This window comes from Streptomyces sp. S465 (genome assembly GCF_026898115.1).
Lineage (GTDB): Bacteria > Actinomycetota > Actinomycetes > Streptomycetales > Streptomycetaceae > Streptomyces > Streptomyces luomodiensis.
Window position 1 is genome coordinate 692,461 of sequence record NZ_CP114036.1, and the last position, 15,900, is coordinate 708,360.

General features: G+C 72.8%; 15 protein-coding genes. 11 read left to right on the forward strand and 4 right to left on the reverse strand.

Translation table 11 applies throughout. The features are described from left to right. Positions 1 to 7: 7 nt before the first annotated feature. Entirely contained in the window at positions 8 to 574 is a 567-nt protein-coding gene (locus tag N6H00_RS03150; RefSeq protein ID WP_268969976.1) for a tyrosine-type recombinase/integrase, read from the reverse strand. Positions 575 to 672: 98 nt separating this feature from the next. Between N6H00_RS03150 and N6H00_RS03155 the strand changes: the two genes are divergently transcribed. From N6H00_RS03155 to gndA, 7 genes are all read left to right on the forward strand, one after another. Beyond that, positions 673 to 1,176: a metallophosphoesterase family protein gene (locus tag N6H00_RS03155; protein WP_268969977.1), complete on the forward strand. Its 504-nt coding sequence runs from the start codon at positions 673 to 675 to the stop codon at positions 1,174 to 1,176. Positions 1,177 to 1,307: 131 nt separating this feature from the next. Then, entirely contained in the window at positions 1,308 to 2,684 is a 1,377-nt protein-coding gene (locus N6H00_RS03160; RefSeq protein ID WP_268969978.1) for an MFS transporter, read from the forward strand. A gap of 63 nt (positions 2,685 to 2,747) precedes the next feature. Continuing rightward, positions 2,748 to 3,305 carry a DoxX family protein gene (locus N6H00_RS03165; RefSeq protein WP_268969979.1) on the forward strand — a complete coding sequence of 186 codons (558 nt, stop codon included), beginning with the start codon at positions 2,748 to 2,750 and terminating at the stop codon, positions 3,303 to 3,305. 197 nt (positions 3,306 to 3,502) lie between these two features. Next, a complete protein-coding gene (locus N6H00_RS03170) occupies positions 3,503 to 3,994 on the forward strand; it encodes a hypothetical protein (protein WP_329618498.1) in 492 nt (163 codons plus the stop codon). Between the two features lie 111 nt (positions 3,995 to 4,105). Beyond that, positions 4,106 to 5,017, forward strand: coding sequence for a helix-turn-helix domain-containing protein (locus tag N6H00_RS03175; protein ID WP_268969980.1), 912 nt, complete (start codon positions 4,106 to 4,108; stop codon positions 5,015 to 5,017). Positions 5,018 to 5,128: 111 nt separating this feature from the next. Then, on the forward strand, positions 5,129 to 5,866 hold the full coding sequence (locus N6H00_RS03180; RefSeq protein WP_268969981.1) for an alpha/beta fold hydrolase: 738 nt from the start codon (positions 5,129 to 5,131) through the stop codon (positions 5,864 to 5,866). 352 nt (positions 5,867 to 6,218) lie between these two features. Continuing rightward, positions 6,219 to 7,673 carry an NADP-dependent phosphogluconate dehydrogenase gene (gene gndA, locus N6H00_RS03185; RefSeq protein WP_268969982.1) on the forward strand — a complete coding sequence of 485 codons (1,455 nt, stop codon included), beginning with the start codon at positions 6,219 to 6,221 and terminating at the stop codon, positions 7,671 to 7,673. Between the two features lie 198 nt (positions 7,674 to 7,871). On the opposite strand, the gene N6H00_RS03190 is transcribed toward gndA, so the two are convergent. Both N6H00_RS03190 and N6H00_RS03195 read right to left on the reverse strand, forming a co-directional pair. Further along, positions 7,872 to 9,245, reverse strand: a complete 1,374-nt coding sequence (locus tag N6H00_RS03190; protein ID WP_268969983.1) for an MFS transporter — start codon at positions 9,243 to 9,245, stop codon at positions 7,872 to 7,874. Positions 9,246 to 9,322: 77 nt separating this feature from the next. Further along, positions 9,323 to 10,474, reverse strand: a complete 1,152-nt coding sequence (locus N6H00_RS03195) for an XdhC family protein (RefSeq protein ID WP_268969984.1) — start codon at positions 10,472 to 10,474, stop codon at positions 9,323 to 9,325. Between the two features lie 50 nt (positions 10,475 to 10,524). Here N6H00_RS03195 and N6H00_RS03200 point away from each other — a divergent pair, with 50 nt between their 5' ends. The 4 genes from N6H00_RS03200 to N6H00_RS03215 are packed head-to-tail and all read left to right on the forward strand — an operon-like array spanning position 10,525 to position 14,942. Then, positions 10,525 to 11,127, forward strand: a complete 603-nt coding sequence (locus N6H00_RS03200; RefSeq protein ID WP_268969985.1) for a (2Fe-2S)-binding protein — start codon at positions 10,525 to 10,527, stop codon at positions 11,125 to 11,127. After that, positions 11,124 to 12,125 carry an FAD binding domain-containing protein gene (locus N6H00_RS03205; RefSeq protein ID WP_268969986.1) on the forward strand — a complete coding sequence of 334 codons (1,002 nt, stop codon included), beginning with the start codon at positions 11,124 to 11,126 and terminating at the stop codon, positions 12,123 to 12,125. Before N6H00_RS03200 ends, N6H00_RS03205 begins: the two co-directional genes overlap by 4 nt. Further along, a complete protein-coding gene (locus tag N6H00_RS03210; protein ID WP_268969987.1) occupies positions 12,122 to 14,284 on the forward strand; it encodes a xanthine dehydrogenase family protein molybdopterin-binding subunit in 2,163 nt (720 codons plus the stop codon). The genes N6H00_RS03205 and N6H00_RS03210 overlap by 4 nt, the downstream gene beginning before the upstream one ends. A 10-nt stretch (positions 14,285 to 14,294) precedes the next feature. Next, positions 14,295 to 14,942 (forward strand): TetR/AcrR family transcriptional regulator, encoded by a 648-nt coding sequence (locus N6H00_RS03215; RefSeq protein WP_268969988.1) that lies wholly within the window; start codon positions 14,295 to 14,297, stop codon positions 14,940 to 14,942. A 188-nt stretch (positions 14,943 to 15,130) separates the two neighbouring features. Here the strand turns inward: N6H00_RS03215 and N6H00_RS03220 are convergent, their stop codons facing one another. Beyond that, a complete protein-coding gene (locus N6H00_RS03220; RefSeq protein ID WP_268969989.1) occupies positions 15,131 to 15,745 on the reverse strand; it encodes an extensin in 615 nt (204 codons plus the stop codon). Between the last annotated feature and the right edge of the window lie 155 nt (positions 15,746 to 15,900).

Here is a 15,900-nt window from a genome sequence, read left to right on the forward strand (position 1 = left end):
ACCGGGCTCAGGTGTCCCATACGCGGCGGACTTGTTCGAAGCGGGTGGGCAGCGGAGCGCGGCGGCCGGCGTACCGGGCGTTCGTACGGTGGACGAAGCGACGCCAGGAGAGCACCAGCCCCTGCCGGGTGATGGGCAGCCCGGCGGCCACCGTCACACCGTTGTCATGGGTGTGGTGCACCGTCAGCAGCAGCGCGTCCGGTACCGATCCCTCCAGCTCGGCGCAGAGCTCCTGGCGCACCCGCAGCCAGCGGCGCAGCACCAGCACGGTGCCCCGGTCCAGGCCGTGCCGGCGCGGGACGCGGTGCTTGCCGTGCTCGAGGGTCACCCACCCGGAGTCCAGGTCCAGTGCCGACAGGGTGCAGCGCAGCAGACCGCCGTACCGGGCGCCGCTGGCCCGCGCCAGGCCCACCACCACGGCGAGCCGTACGGTCTCCGGTTTGGCGCCGTCCTCCATCGCCGCCACCGACAGCTGCCGCCAGATCCACTCCGCCTCCGCCGCCGACACCAACGGCCGCGGATAGCGGTCCCGCGCCGTCTCCTTCTCGGCCTGTGCGGGTGTCCGCGCTGCCATGTGCACCCCCTGGGGAGTCCGTCCGACTGGGCCGCTTGGCACACTATTTATCTCGCCGATTCCCCCGTCAAGGCCGTCGGACCGGTACGGTCGGCGGTGTGCGCCTTCTGCTGATGTCCGACACCCATCTCCCCCGGCGCGCCAAGGCGCTGCCCGGGGAGCTGCTGGAGCGGCTGTCGCACGCCGATGTCGTGGTCCACGCGGGTGACTGGGTCGACCTCGCCACTCTCGATCTGCTCCAGGAGCGAGCGCGCCGGCTGATCGGGGTGTACGGCAACAACGACGGGCCCGAGCTGCGGGCGCGGCTGCCGGAGGTGGCCCGCGCCGAGCTGGCGGGGGTGCGGCTGGGCGTGGTGCACGAGACCGGACCGGCGCGGGGGCGGGAGCGGCGCTGCGCCGAGCGGTTCCCCGAGCTGGATGTGCTGGTGTTCGGGCACAGCCATATTCCGTGGGACTCCACGGCCGAGGGGCGGCTGCGGCTGCTCAACCCGGGCTCCCCCACTGACCGGCGCCGGCAGCCGTACTGTACGTTCATGACGGCCGCGATCGAGGCCGGGCGGCTGACCGCCGTGGAGCTGCACCGGCTGCCGCCCCGCCGTTGACGATCGCCGTTCCCCGGGTGTGCCGGCCGCGCCCGTTTCCGTTCCGTTCCGTTCATTCGTCTCTCTTCAGCCCCGGTGTGCGTCATGCCTTTTTCGTGATGCCGGGGATTCGTGATGCCGAGGAGTGGGCGATGATGGCGGGAAACGGCGGGTCCGCAGGGCGGTGGGCGCTGGCGGCGGTGTCCGCGACGGTGTTCTGCGTCCAGTTGGACGCCTTCGCGCTGAACCTGGCCCTGCCCGGGATCGGGCGGGAGCTGGGGGCGGCGGGAGGCGGTCTCCCGTGGGTGGTGAGCGGGTATCTGCTCGCGGCCGGGGCGCTGATGGCGGGTGCCGGGCGGCTGGGCGATCTGTACGGCCGTCGCCGGTCGTTGACGGCGGGCCTGGCGGTGTTCGGCGGCGCGTCGCTGGTCTGCGCGCTCGCCCCGTCGCTTCCGGTGCTGGTGGGCGCGCGGGTGGTGCAGGGCGCGGGCGGGGCGCTGGCCATGCCGGCCGGTCTCGCCCTGCTGACGAACGCCTGTCCGCCCGGTGCGCGGGCGCGGATGACGGGCCGGGCGCTGGGCATCGGGGGCATGGCCACGGTGTGCGGGCCGTACGTGGGCGGGGCCCTCACCGAGGCCGTCTCCTGGCGGGCGGTGTTCTGGCTGAATGTGCCGGTCGCACTGGTCGCCATGGTGTGCGCGGCACGGTCCGCGGAGTCGCGCGACACCACCGCGCCGGTGTCGCTGGACGCGGCGGGGCTGGTCACGGCCACCGGGGCGCTCGCCGCGCTCGCGGTCCTGGTCGACCGTGGACACCTGTGGGGCTGGGCCTCGGGCCGCTCGGTGACGGCCCTGGCGCTGGCCGCCGTGCTCGGGGTCGTCTTCGTACGGCATGAGCGGGCGGTGGCGCATCCGCTGCTGGACCTCGCCCTGTTCGGCAACCGGCCCTTCGTGGCCCTCACGGCGGCCGGGGCGGCGGCCAACGCCGCGACCGTGGTCGTCCTGTTCGTGGTGCCCCTGGCGCTCCAGGGTCCGTGGCGGCTGCCGGCGGCGGCCGCGGGGGCGGCCTTCCTCGCCCCGGCGGCGGCGATGGCGCTGGCCGGGCCGGTGGCGGGGCGGATCCGTACGGCGGCCGCGGTGCGCGCGATGGCCGGGGCCCTGGGGCTGGGGGCGGCGGCGCTGGGCGCCGCCGCCGTGGCGACGTCCCTGCCGGTCTTCCTGCTCGCGGTCACGGGGTGCGGGGCCGCGCTCGGCCTCGCGGGCGCCCTGACGCTCATCGCCACCCAGGCGGTGGTGCGGCCCGAGCGTGCCGGGGAGGCGTCGGGGGTGACCAAGACGGTCATCACCACCGCGGCGGGGCTGGGGGTGATCCTGTCCGGGCCCGCCGCCGACGCGCACGGTGGCCCCGCCCCGGCCCCGGCCGTCGACGCGGCCCTGGTGGCGGCCGCGGGCTGCTGTCTGGCCGGGGCCGCGCTGCTGGTGCTGACACGGTCCGGATTGAACCCCGCCTCCCGGTGGAATAAAGAGTAATTAAGGTGCATATCGGATATCCGGTTCGGTGATCTCCGCCGAGCCCGACCAGACGAGGGCGCCATGACTTCTTCCCACCACGAGAACGCCTCCGCACCCGCCCCGGCCCCGGCCCCGACCAGGTCCGCGGCGCACGTCCTGCTCGCCCATGACGTCGGGCTGCTGGTCATCCGCCTCGGCGTCGGGCTGATCGTCGCCGCGCGCGGCGCACAGCATCTCTTCGGCTGGTGGGGCGGCCTGGGCATCGACAAGACGGCCGTGGCGTTCGCGCAGTTCGGCTACCCGGCGCCCAAGGCCATGGCCGTGATCGCGGGGATCATCGAAACCTTCGGCGGTCTCGCCCTCGCCGTGGGACTGCTCACCCCGCTCGCCGGCGCGGCCGTCGCGGGCACGATGGCCAACGCCGTCGCCACGGTCTGGCAGCTCGGGTATTTCGGCGGCTTCGAGTACCCGCTGCTCATCGGCGTCGGCGCAGCCGGGCTCGCACTGTCCGGGGCCGGCCGGATCTCCCTCGACGCGCTCCTGCCCGGACTGCGGTCGCAGCGGCTGATCTACGGCATCGCCGCACTGGTGCTGGCGGCGATCCTGGCGGTGGTGACGATCCTGCTCAGCAAGACCTGACCGGTGACCGGCCGCCCCCCGGCCGGCCGGACAGCGGCGGGACCGCCCGGCCGGCAGCGGGCCGGGGGAACACGGGCCGCCACCCAGCGGTGCGGGTGAACACGACGGGCCGGTTCTCCGTATGGCTCTGCGCGCGTCCTGCCCTCGGGGCGCGCGCCGTCCGCACAGACCGCCACCGAAACCGGAGGCCCCCATCCATGAATGACCGCTTCCCCCCTCCCATCCAGGCGTTGCCCGACGGCGACGCCGAAGTCCGCCTGGTGCTCCGGCTGCCCTGGGAGGTGGTCGCCGCACTGGGCCAGGAAGCCGGCCGGCTGGCGGCCCGGTCGCAGCGGCCGGTGAGCCTGGACGAGGCGGTCGGCCACCGGCTGCGCCACGGGAGCCCCACCATCGGCGTCCACGCGGAACCCGAACAGGAACGGAACCAGCCCGCGGCCACCGCGCCGCACGCCCCGCCGCCACGCGCGGCCCACTCCCCCGGTGAGCAGACCCGACAGGCGATCGAGAAGATCAACGCTTCGGCACATCCGCACCACGGCACCGCCGACGGCGGCTCCGCCGAGCCCACCGGCCCCCAGCACACCAGCGGCGTACCGGAGCGGGCCCCGGCCGGCACCCGGGGCATCCTGGAGCGCCCCACCAGGGCCATCGGAACGGTGAACGGCACATCGACGGAGACGCCGGGATGACAGGCGGCGACCTCCCGCTCCATCGACGGTACGGGCCAGGAACCAGACCCTCGGTTGCCTATCCACAGCTGGGTCAGGCTAGCTGTTGCGAGGCCATCCATACTCGAAGCCATGGATGGAAAAACGCAGCTCGGGAGCTTTCTGCGGGCGCGGCGCTCCCAGCTGAGCCCGGAGGAGGCCGGGGTACCCACCTACGGGGAGCGCCGACGCGTGCCGGGGCTTCGGCGCGAGGAGTTGGCGATGCTGGCGGGGGTGAGCGCCTCTTACTACACCCGGCTCGAGCAGGGGCAGTCACTGAGCGCGTCGCCTGCGGTCCTGGATGCCATCGCCCGAGCTCTGCGGCTGGACGAGTCCGGGCGGCGACACCTGCACGACCTGGGCCGGGTGGACAGGCAACGCCCCCGGGGCCGGCGGCCGGCGCCGGAACGAGTGACGGAGGCGATGCGCCAGTTGCTGGACGCGCTGGACGACGTTCCCGCGATCGTTCTCGGCCGGCGCAGCGACGCACTGGCGTGGAACCGCCTGGGCCATGCGTTGTTCGCCGGGCATCTGGACCTTGGCGCCCCTGACCTGCCGGCACACCGCCCCAACATGGCCAGGCTGCTGTTCCTCGACTCCCATGTCCGTGACCTGTACGCGGACTGGCCGACCAGGGCCAGGGCGGTGGTCGCGAATCTGCGCCTGGTGGCGGCCCAGCATCCGGAGGACGCGGCGCTGCACGCGCTCCTGGGCGAACTGTCCGCAAAGAGTGCGGAGTTCGCCTCGATGTGGGCCGAACACCGTGTCAAACCCTGCACCGTCGCCGCCTATGAGATGCGCCATCCGCTGGTCGGGCCCCTGACCGTCATCCTGCAGACCTTGAGCAGCGCGCCGGGGCCCAACGTGGTGGTCGCCACCACAGCAGCGGGCTCGCCCTCGCGGGCCGCGCTTGCTCTGCTCGCCCAGGCCACCAGCGAGGCCACCACGCGACCCGGCCTCTCCCCCGGCGCGGCACACAAACGGCCCCGCGCCGACAAGGACTGACCCCCACGACGGCATCGGGTCTGCCGCCACACCTTGGCAGTTCAGGAAAACAGCGGGCGATGCATCGGCACGTTCTGCCGCATGCCCGAAAACAGAGCAGAAGGAGGAATCATGGCCACCTACGTACTGGTCCACGGTGCTGGACATGGCGGCTGGTGCTACCAGAAGGTCGCTCGCCTACTGGAGGCTGAGGGTCACACCGTGTACTCCCCGACCCTGACGGGGTTGGGCGATCGGTCACACCTCGTGAGCCCCGATGTCGATCTGAACATGCACATCACCGAAGTGGTCAACCTCCTCTTCTACGAGGACCTGACAGAGGTGGTGCTCGTCGGTCACAGCTACGGCGGCACAGTGATCAAGGGAGCCGCTGATCGCGTCAGCGACCGGGTCGGAAAGCTCGTGTTTCTCGATGCCCCCGATGGCCGGTCGCAGATCGAGGCATTCCCGCTCCTCCTCGAGGAGAGGGAAAAGGGCCAGGTCATCGACGGTGTCGAGCTAGTACTCCTGCCCAGCGAGGACCTGGTGAGGTTTTTTGGCGTGACGGACCCCGAGGACATCGCGTGGACGCTGCCACGCCTCACCCCGCACCCATGGAAAACTCTCGAGCAGCCACTCGTCCTGAACAACGAGCCGACACTGGAGGCGATACCGCAGTACCGGATTGTCTCCACCACAAGTCTGGGTCTTGGTATCCATGACCAGGACCTGATAGCCAAGGCGCGCGCTGAAGGCCGGTTCTGGGAGATCGACAGTGGACACGATCTCATGATCAGCGAGCCTGAGGCTGTCGCCGGGCTGCTGGCAGAGATCGCGTCCGCAGCGGTCCGAACCACAGGCGGAGTGTAGGCATCGGTCGACGATGATGCGGCGGGAGGACTCACCGGGCGCGCTTCTCCCCGTCGGGGTGTCGTCCTTGGCCTTCTTTCGGCGGGGCGCGGACCTGACCAGGGGACTCGTGGGCCAGACCCTCGCCCTGCGCCGCCTGCCTGCCGCCGCAGCAATTGGTCAGCACAAGACCCGCCACCAACCGCCCAGGGACACACCCCGGCCGCTTGCCTCGGACCCTCATCCGCCGTCGCGCACATCGTGCAACGATGGCCGGGCGATATCCGGCTGATCGATGGGGAAGATCCTCGCTCCCTTCGGCGTTGCTGCCTCGCATAAGCTTTCGATGCGCGTGACAGGAGTGGAACACCGTATGCCCAGCCCTTCCACCACCCAGCCCACCGCCCAGATCGGCGTCACCGGGCTCGCCGTCATGGGCAGCAACCTCGCCCGTAACTTCGCCCGGCACGGGCACACCGTCGCTCTCCACAACCGCACGTTCGCCAAGACCAAGGCGCTGATGGAGGAGCACGGCCACGAGGGGGACTTCGTGCCGACCGAGAGCGCCGAGGAGTTCGTCGCCGCGCTGCAGCGGCCCCGGCGGCTGATCATCATGGTCAAGGCGGGTGCGCCCACCGACGCCGTCATCGAGGAGTTCGCACCCCTCCTCGAAGAGGGTGACGTGATCATCGACGGGGGCAACGCCCACTTCGAGGACACCCGGCGCCGGGAGAAGTCCCTGCGCGAGCGCGGACTGCACTTCGTGGGCACCGGCATCTCCGGCGGCGAGGAGGGCGCGCTCAACGGGCCCAGCATCATGCCCGGCGGATCGGTGGAGTCCTACAAGTCGCTCGGCCCGCTGCTGGAGTCCATCTCCGCCAAGGTGGACGGCACCCCCTGCTGCACCCATATCGGCCCGGACGGGGCCGGCCACTTCGTGAAGATGGTGCACAACGGCATCGAGTACGCGGACATGCAGCTCATCGCGGAGTCCTACGATCTGCTGCGGCGGGCGCTGGGCATGACGCCGGGCGAGATCGCGGAGGTGTTCCGCACCTGGAACGGCGGCCGGCTGGAGTCGTATCTGATCGAGATCACCGCCGAGGTGCTCGGGCACACCGACGCGGCCACCGGCAAGCCGTTCGTGGACGTCGTACTGGACCAGGCCGAGCAGAAGGGCACCGGCCGCTGGACCGTCCAGACCGCGCTGGACCTGGGCGTCCCGGTGAGCGGGATCGCCGAGGCGGTGTTCGCCCGCTCGCTCTCCGGCCACGCGGACCTGCGCGACGCCTCGCAGGGTCTGCCGGGGCCGTCCGGCAAGAAGCTCACGGGCGCGGCGGCGGAGCGGTTCGCCGACGATGTCGAGCAGGCGCTGTACGCGTCGAAGATCGTGGCGTACGCCCAGGGCATCCACCAGATCGAGGCGGGCAGCCGGGAGTACGGCTGGGACATCGACCCGGGGGCGGTCGCCCGGATCTGGCGCGGCGGCTGCATCATCCGGGCGCGGTTCCTGAACCGGATCACCGAGGCGTACGCCAAGCAGCGCAAGCCCGTCACGCTGCTGACCGACGAGCACTTCGCCGAGGCGCTGGGCGAGGCCCAGGACGCCTGGCGGCGGGTGGTGTCCACCTCGGTGGAGCTGGGTGTGCCGGCACCGGGCTTCTCGGCGGCGCTGGCGTACTACGACGCGCTGCGTTCGGAGCGGCTGCCGGCCGCGCTGGTCCAGGGGCAGCGGGACTTCTTCGGCGCGCACACCTACCGGCGGGTGGACCGCGAGGGTTCGTTCCACACGCTGTGGGGCGGCGACCGCGGCGAGCACACCGTCTGAGGCCGCGACGGCCGTGTCCCCGCCCCGGGTTCCGGCGGGGGCACGGCCGTCGTGCCGTGGTGCGCGGCGGCCTCGTCACAAGGCGTATGGCGTCGTCGTCACGGTGTGGGCGGCGTCGTCACGGTGTGGGCGGCGGCGTCACGGTGTGGGCGGCGGCGTCACGGTGTCGGAGGCGGCGTCACGGCGTCGGAGGCGGCGTCACGGCGTGTAGCGGCGGAAGGTGGGCACCGCGGCGGCCAGTGCGAGCGTGATGGCGGCCACCAGCAGCCCGCCCGCGGTGACCGCCGCGCGGGGCCCGAGGAGGGAGCCCGCGGTGCCGTGCAGCAGATCGGCGAGGCGCGGGCCGCCCGCCACCACCACGGTGAACACGCCCTGCATCCGGCCGCGCATGTCGTCGGTGGCGGCCGACTGGAGGATCGTCCCGCGGAAGACCATCGAGACCATGTCGGCGACGCCCGCGAGGGCGAGGAAGGCCGCCGCCCACCACAGGCTCGGGCTGAGGCCGAATCCGGTGATGGCCACGCCCCAGGCCACCACGGCGGCGATGACCATCAGACCGTGGCGGCGGGCGCGGGAGAAGGTGCCCGACAGCAGGCCGCCGGCCACCGCGCCGAGCGGGATCGCGGCGAAGAGCAGGCCGAGCGCGAATCCCTCGCCCCAGGGCGCGTAGGTGTCCGAGGCGAGCTGGGGGAAGAGCGCGCGGGGCATGCCGAAGACCATGGCGATGATGTCCGCGAGGAAGGACATCAGCAGGATGCGGTGGGCGGCGATGTAGCGGAAGCCGTCAGTCACATCGCGCCATCCGGCCCGCCGCCCGCCGCCCGCTCCGCTCGCGGCGAGCGGCGGCAGGGCGGGCAGCCGCCAGACGGCCCACAGGGTGACGCACAGCGCCACCGCGTCGAGCAGGTAGAGCGTGGGCAGGCCGAGGACGGGGATCAGGGCACCCGCGAGCAGCGGGCCGATGATCATGCCCGTCTGGGCGACGGTGGACTGGAGGGCGGCCGCGGCGGGCAGCTCGTCGGCGGGCACCAGGCGGGCGACGGAGGCGTTGCGGGCCGGGGAGTTCATCCCGAAGAAGCCCTGCTGGGCGGCGAGCAGCACCATGAGCACCGCCACCGAGTCCAGACCGGCGAAGGACTGGGCCCAGAACAGCACCGAGGTGACGGCGATGCCCGCGTTGGTGATGAGCATCAGGGTGCGCCGGTCCATCCGGTCGGCGATCACCCCGCCCCACAGTGCGAAGACCACCAGCGGGAGGAGCCCGACGAAGCTGGCGTAGCCGACCCAGGCCGAGGAACCGGTGATGTCGTAGATCTGCTTGGGTACGGCGACGGCGGTCAGCTGACTGCCGATGGCGGTGACGGTGGTGGAGCTCCACAGCCGGCGGAAGGGGCGGTGGCGCAGCGGCCGGGTGTCCATCACCCAGCGGCGCCAGCCGGATCTCGGCGGCGGGGCGGGGGCGTCGTCCTCGGCGCCTGGGGCCGCGAGGGCGTCGTCCTGGGCGGCGGGGGCCGCGCCGCCGTCGCCGGCGGTGGGTTCTATCTCGTCGTCGCTGCTTCGAGCGGTCTCCACGGCTGGTTCGATTCCTCCTACACGCACTCGGGCCGGGAACCATTGTGACGATCTCCGGCCCGAGCCGTGGCCCCGTCTCAGCCTCCGGCCGCGTGCCGCATCGGCGGCCGGCGGTGGATGGTGCCGCTGGTCGAGGTCAGACGGGTGCCGCTGCCGCCCCAGCGGTCGGCGATGATCTCGGCCGCGATGCTGACGGCGGTCTCCTCCGGGGTACGGGCGCCGAGGTCCAGGCCGATCGGCGAGGCGAGCCGGGCCAGCGCCTCCTCGCCGAGACCGGTGGCGCGCAGCCGGCGGAGCCGGTCGTCATGGGTGCGCCGGGAGCCCATGGCGCCGACGTAGGCCAGCGGCAGGCGCAGGGCCACCTCCAGCAGCGGCACATCGAATTTGGGGTCGTGGGTGAGCACGCAGACCACCGTGCGCTCGTCGATACGGCCCGCCTCCGCCTCGGTGCGCAGATAGCGGTGCGGCCAGTCGGTCACCACCTGGTGCGCCTCGGGGAAGCGGCGCGCGGTGGCGAAGACCGGCCGGGCGTCGCACACGGTGACGTGGTAGCCGAGGTACGCGCCGATCCGGGCCATGGCCGCCGCGAAGTCGACGGCGCCGAAGACCAGCATCCTCGGCGGGGTGGCGTGGACGGAGACGAACAGGGTGAGTTCCTCGTCCATGCGGGTGCCGTCGTAGCCGTAGCGCAGGGTCTCGGTACGCCCGCCGGCCAGCAGTCCGCGGGCGTCCTCGGCGACGGCCGCGTCCAGCCGCCCGGAGCCGAGGGAGCCGGAGGTGCCCTCGGGCCGTACGACGATGCGGCGGCCCAGCCGCCCTTGGGGGTCGGGTCCGTCGACGGCCACGCAGATCACCTCGGCCACCGGCTCCCCGGCGGCCACCGCCGTGGCCACCTCGCCCAGTTCGGGGAAGCCGGCCGGGTCGATCCGCTCCACATAGACATCGATGATTCCGCCGCAGGTCAGCCCGACCGCGAAGGCGTCGTCGTCGCTGACGCCGTAGCGCTCCAGCACGGGCCTGCCGCTGTCGGTCACCTCCTGGGCCAGTTCGTAGACGGCGCCTTCGACACAGCCGCCGGAGACGCTGCCGATGGCGGCGCCATCCGGCCCGACCAGCATGCTCGTCCCGGGCGGCAGTGGCGAGGAATGCCAGGTCGCCACCACCGTGGCGCGGGCGAACGGCTCGCCCTCGCCCCACCATCGGTGCATCTGAGCTACGACGTCTCGCATGGAATCCTGTTCCCCTCGCCAGCAATGTAAGAGGTTGATACATTCAATGTATGAGCCTCTCACATCACTCACCGAGTAGCGACATCACCTTGCGGATCAACGGCACGTCCCACTCCATGACCATCGACAACCGGGCGACGCTGCTGGATGTGCTGCGCGAGCGACTGGGGCTCACGGGCACCAAGAAGGGCTGTGACCACGGTCAGTGCGGGGCCTGCACCGTGCTGCTCGACGGTGAGCGGGTGAACAGCTGCCTGATGTTCGCGGTGGCCGCCGAGGGGCGCGAGATCGTCTCGATCGAGGGGGTGGCGGATCTGGCGGACGGCGCGGCGCTGCACCCGGTGCAGCGGGCGTTCCTCAACCACGACGGGCTTCAGTGCGGCTACTGCACCCCGGGCCAGATCTGTTCGGCCATCGGGGCGCTGGGCGAGGCCGCGCGCGGCTGGCCCAGCCATGTCACCGAGGACACCGCCGCCGGCGTGGCCGCCGTCTCGGAGCTGGACGCGCGGGAGGTGCGCGAGCGCATGAGCGGCAACCTGTGCCGCTGCGGTGCGTACAACGGCATCGTGGACGCCGTCCTGGAGGCCGCGGGCGCCCAAGGCCCCCAGGACGCCGCCACCGCCGCCACGAGCGGTGCCGGAGGCGCCCGATGAAGGAGTTCGCCTACGCCCGCGCGGGCGACGCCGACGAGGCGGCCGCGCTGATCGCCGAGCGCCCCGACGCCGCCTACCTCGGCGGGGGCACCAATCTGGTGGACCTGATGAAGCTCGGCGTCACCGGCCCCGGGCTGCTCATCGACGTCTCCCGGCTGCCGTACGACACGATCGAGCACCGCGCCGACGGCTCGGTGCTCATCGGCGCCACCGTGCGCAACGGCGAGCTGGCGGGCGATCCGGGCATCCGCGACCGCTTCCCGCTGCTGTCGCAGGCGCTGCTGGCCGGGGCCTCCGGGCAGCTGCGCACGGTCGCCACGGTGGGCGGCAATCTGTTGCAGCGCACCCGTTGCGGCTACTTCCAGGACGTGACCAAGCCGTGCAACAAGCGCGCACCGGGCACGGGATGTCCGGCGATCCAGGGCGCGCACCGCGACCTGGCCGTGCTGGGCACCTCCGAGCACTGTGTGGCCTCCCATCCCTCCGACATGGCGGTGGCGCTGGTGGCGCTCGACGCGGTGGCGCACGTGCGGTCGGTGGACGGCGGCTCGCGCACCGTTCCGGTGGCCGAGCTGTATCTGCTGCCCGGCGACACACCGCACCAGGAGACCGTCCTGGACCACGGCGACCTCATCACCGCCGTGGAGCTGCCCCCGCCGCCGCCGGACGCCCGGATGCGCTACCGCAAGGTGCGTGACCGCTGGTCGTACGCCTTCGCGCTGGTCAGCGTCGCCACTTCGGTGTCCGTGGCAGAGGACGGCTCGCTGACGGACGTGCGGATCGCGCTCGGCGGGGTGGCGCCGCGGCCGTGGCGCGCCCGGATCGCCGAGGAGCGGCTGCGCGACGGCCGGCCGGACGAGGAGACGCTGCGCGAGGCCGCGCGGGCCGAGCTGGCCGGGGCGCGCCCGCTGCCGGACAACGCCTTCAAGGTCGACCTGGCCGTTGATCTGATCGTCGCGGGCGTCCGCGACCTCGTCGCGAGGAAGGATCGCGCATGACCACCGTCGAACAGAGCATCGGCGCCCCGATGACCCGGGTCGACGGCCTGGCCAAGGTGACCGGCGCGGCGCGCTACGCCTATGAGTTCCCCACCCGGGACGTGAGCTACGTATGGCCGGTGCAGGCGACCATCGCCCGCGGCCGGGTGACGGAGGTGGACCCGGCCCCCGCCCTGGCCCTGCCCGGGGTGCTGACGGTGCTCGACCACACCAACGCCCCGCGGTTGAACGCCGAGGCGCAGGCGAGCGCGGACCTGTTCGTGCTCCAGTCCCCTCAGGTGGCGTACCACGGCCAGATGGTGGCCGCCGTGGTGGCCACCTCGCTGGAGGCGGCGCGCGAGGGTGCGGCGGCGGTCCGGGTGAGCTACGAGCGGGAGCCGCACGATGTGGTGCTGCGCGCCGGCGACGAGCGGCTGGAGATCCCCGAGACGGTGACCGACGGCTCCCCGGGCCTGGTCGAGCGCGGCGACGCCGACGCGGCGTGGGCCGCCGCCCCGGTGCGGGTGGACCGGACGTACACCACCCCGGTCGAGCATGTGAGCCCGATGGAGCCGCATGCCACCATCGCGGTATGGGACGAGGAACGGCTGACGCTGTTCAACTCCGACCAGGGTCCCTACATGAGCGCGCAGCTGATGTCCGCGCTGTTCGGGATCGAGCTCAGCGCGGTGGAGATCGTCGCCGAGTACATCGGCGGGGGCTTCGGGTCCAAGGGCATTCCGCGCTCGCCGACCGTCCTGGCGGCGCTGGCCGCGCGGGCCGTCGGACGGCCGGTGAAGATCGCCCTGACCCGGCAGCAGATGTTCCAGCTGATCCCGTACCGCTCCGCCACGATCCAGCGGGTGCGGCTGGGCGCCGGGCGCGACGGCCGGCTGACGGTGATCCAGCACGAGTCGGTGCAGCAGCGGTCGGCCCAGGTGCCGTTCGCCGACCAGACGGTGTCCTCGACGCGGATGATGTACGCGGCGCCCCACGCCCGTACCACGGTCAAGGTGGCGCCGCTGGATGTGCTGACGCCCGCCTGGTTCCGCGCCCCCGGTCACACCCCGGGCATGTTCGCGCTGGAGTCGGCCGTCGACGAGCTCGCCGAGGCGCTGGGCATGGACCCGATCGAGCTGCGGATCCGCAACGAGCCGGAGACCGATCCGGAGAGCGGTAAGCCGTTCAGCAGCCGCGGCCTGGTGGAGTGTCTGCGCACGGGCGCGGCCCGGTTCGGCTGGGAGCACCGCGATCCGGCTCCGGGGATCCGGCGCGAGGGGCGCTGGCTGATCGGCACCGGGGTGGCCGCCTCGCACCACCCGGACTACACCTACCCCTCCTCCGCGGTGGCGCGCGCCGAGCCCGACGGGACGTACCGGGTGCACATCGGCGCGGCCGACCTCGGCACGGGCGCGCGCACCGCCCTCACCCAGGTGGCGGCCGACGCGCTCGGCATTCCGCCGGCGCGGCTGCGGCTGGAGATCGGCCGGGCGTCGCTGGGCATGGCCCCGTTCGCGGGCGGTTCGCTCGGCACCGCCTCATGGGGCTGGGCGGTGGACAAGGCGTGCCGTGCGCTGCGCGAGGAGCTGGACACCTACGGGGGTGTGGTCCCGGACGGCGGTGTGGAGGTGCGGGCCGACACCACCGAGGACGTGGGGCGGCAGGCGGATCTGTCGCGGCACACCTTCGGGGCGCAGTTCGCCCAGGTGCGGGTGGACATCGACACCGGTGAGATCCGGGTGGACCGGATGCTGGGGGTGTTCGCGGCCGGGCGGATCGTCAATCCGCACACCGCGCGCTCGCAGTTCCTGGGGGCCATGACGATGGGTCTGTCGATGGCGCTGCTGGAGATCGGCGAGGTCGACCCGGTCTTCGGCGACTTCGCCAACCACGACTTCGCGGGCTATCACATCGCCGCCCACGCCGATGTCCCGAAGCTCGACGTGATGTGGCTGGAGGAGAGGGACGAGACCGCCAACCCGGTGGGCGCCAAGGGCATCGGCGAACTGGGCATCGTGGGCGCGGCGGCGGCCATCGCCAACGCCTTCCACCATGCGACGGGAGAGCGGGTACGGGATCTGCCGATCCGCCTGGAGCGTTCGCGGGAGGCCCTGCGGACGGCTCGCGCCGCCGAAAGGCACAGGCCAGGGGCCGGAGAGCCGAAGCCGCGGGTCGGGTAGGGTCAGCCGGATGGCACCCACCCAAAGGGGACGCGCCACCTACCACCACGGCGATCTGCCCGCCGCGCTGGTACAGGCGACCCTGGAGATCGTCGACGAGGTCGGGGTGCGTGGCTTCTCCGTGGCGGAGGCCGCGCGCCGCACCTGTGTGAGCCCCGGTGCGCCGTACCGTCATTTCGCCGACCGGGACGCGCTGCTCGCGGCCGCCGCGCTGGAGGTCTCGCGGCGGCTGCGGGCCATCTACCTGGAGACCGCGGCCGAGGTCGGGTCCGCTCAGGAGCGGCTGGCGACGGTGGCGGGCAGCTTCGTGCGCGCGGCCGCCCGCTACCGCGGCGGGCTGGACATCCTCTTCGCTCCGGGGCTGCGGGCCACCCATCCGGAGCTCCAGGACAGCAGCAGGGAGTTCGTCGGCCTGCTGCTGCCGAGCGCCTTCGAGGTGATCGCCCCGGACAAGGGCGCGGAGGCCGCCGTCGCGCTGCTGGACGCCCTGCACGCGCTCGCCCGCGGCTATGTCGCCCAATTGCTGGAGGGCAAGTTCGGCGATCCGGGCGAGGTCGTCGAGAACATCGCCGCCCGTGCGACCCAGGCCGCGCGGGCGCTGGTGGCGGGCTACGGCCTGCCGTCCGGGCCGGGCGGAGAGGAGGGCTCGGCCCGCTGACGAGCGGGCGGAACGCCCGGGGCGCTTCGCGTCCGCGCTCGCCGTACGCCGTCGGCGGGCTGCACCGCCGGGCGGACTTCCTCGTGCGCGGCGGAGGCGACTTGCCCGACGTTCAAGGCGCCGGCCACGGAGTGAGGCGGCCCCGGCTCCACGGGTGAGGCCGCCTCAGCTCACCGGGTGAGGCGGGTTCAGCCGCCGAGCGCGTTGCCGAGTCCGCCGAGCACTCCGCCGAGGGTGTCCCCGACCCCGTCCACCAGACCGCCCACCAGGCCCTTGCCGTGCTCACCGCTCTGCTCGGGGGTCTGCGAGGGCTGGCTGGGCTGCTCCGAGGGGGCGATGGTCGGTTCGGCGCTCGGGGTCGTCCCACTCGGCGCGGAGGGATCCTCGGTGACCTGGTCGCCTCGCTGGGCCGGGGCGGGGGCCGCCTCGCTGGGCGTGTCCTTGGAGGGGTTCGCGTCCGGGGTGGCCGGGGTGGTGTGCCGCTGCCCGTCGTCGCCGCCGTCCGTGGCGCCGCCGCCGGGTGTGGCGGTGGCGTCCGTGTCATCGGAGATCGGCTTGGGCTTCCCGGACTCGCTGGGCGAGACATGGCTCTGCGACGGCGTGGGATCCACGGCGGGATCGATATGCGCCGGGGCCTGGTCCTGCTGGGTGCTCAGTTCGGCGCGGGCCTCGATGGACTTGTCGCCACCGAGCGCCACGTGAAGTCCGATGGCTATGGTTCCGGCCACTCCGAGGGCGGTGGCCGCCTTCAGCGTGGTGGCACGCGCCTGCTGTGCGGCGGTCGGTCGGCTGTGTCGACCCATTTTCGCTGCTCTCCCCGTTGTGGCAAGGGTGGGTGTAGTGCGCCGGAAGGTCCGGTTCCGCCGGGGAAAGATTACCCGACGCACAGGTTTTCACAGTAAAGAACGAGCCAGATGATAACCACCACCCCCCGGTGCACGGCCACCCGTACACCGGG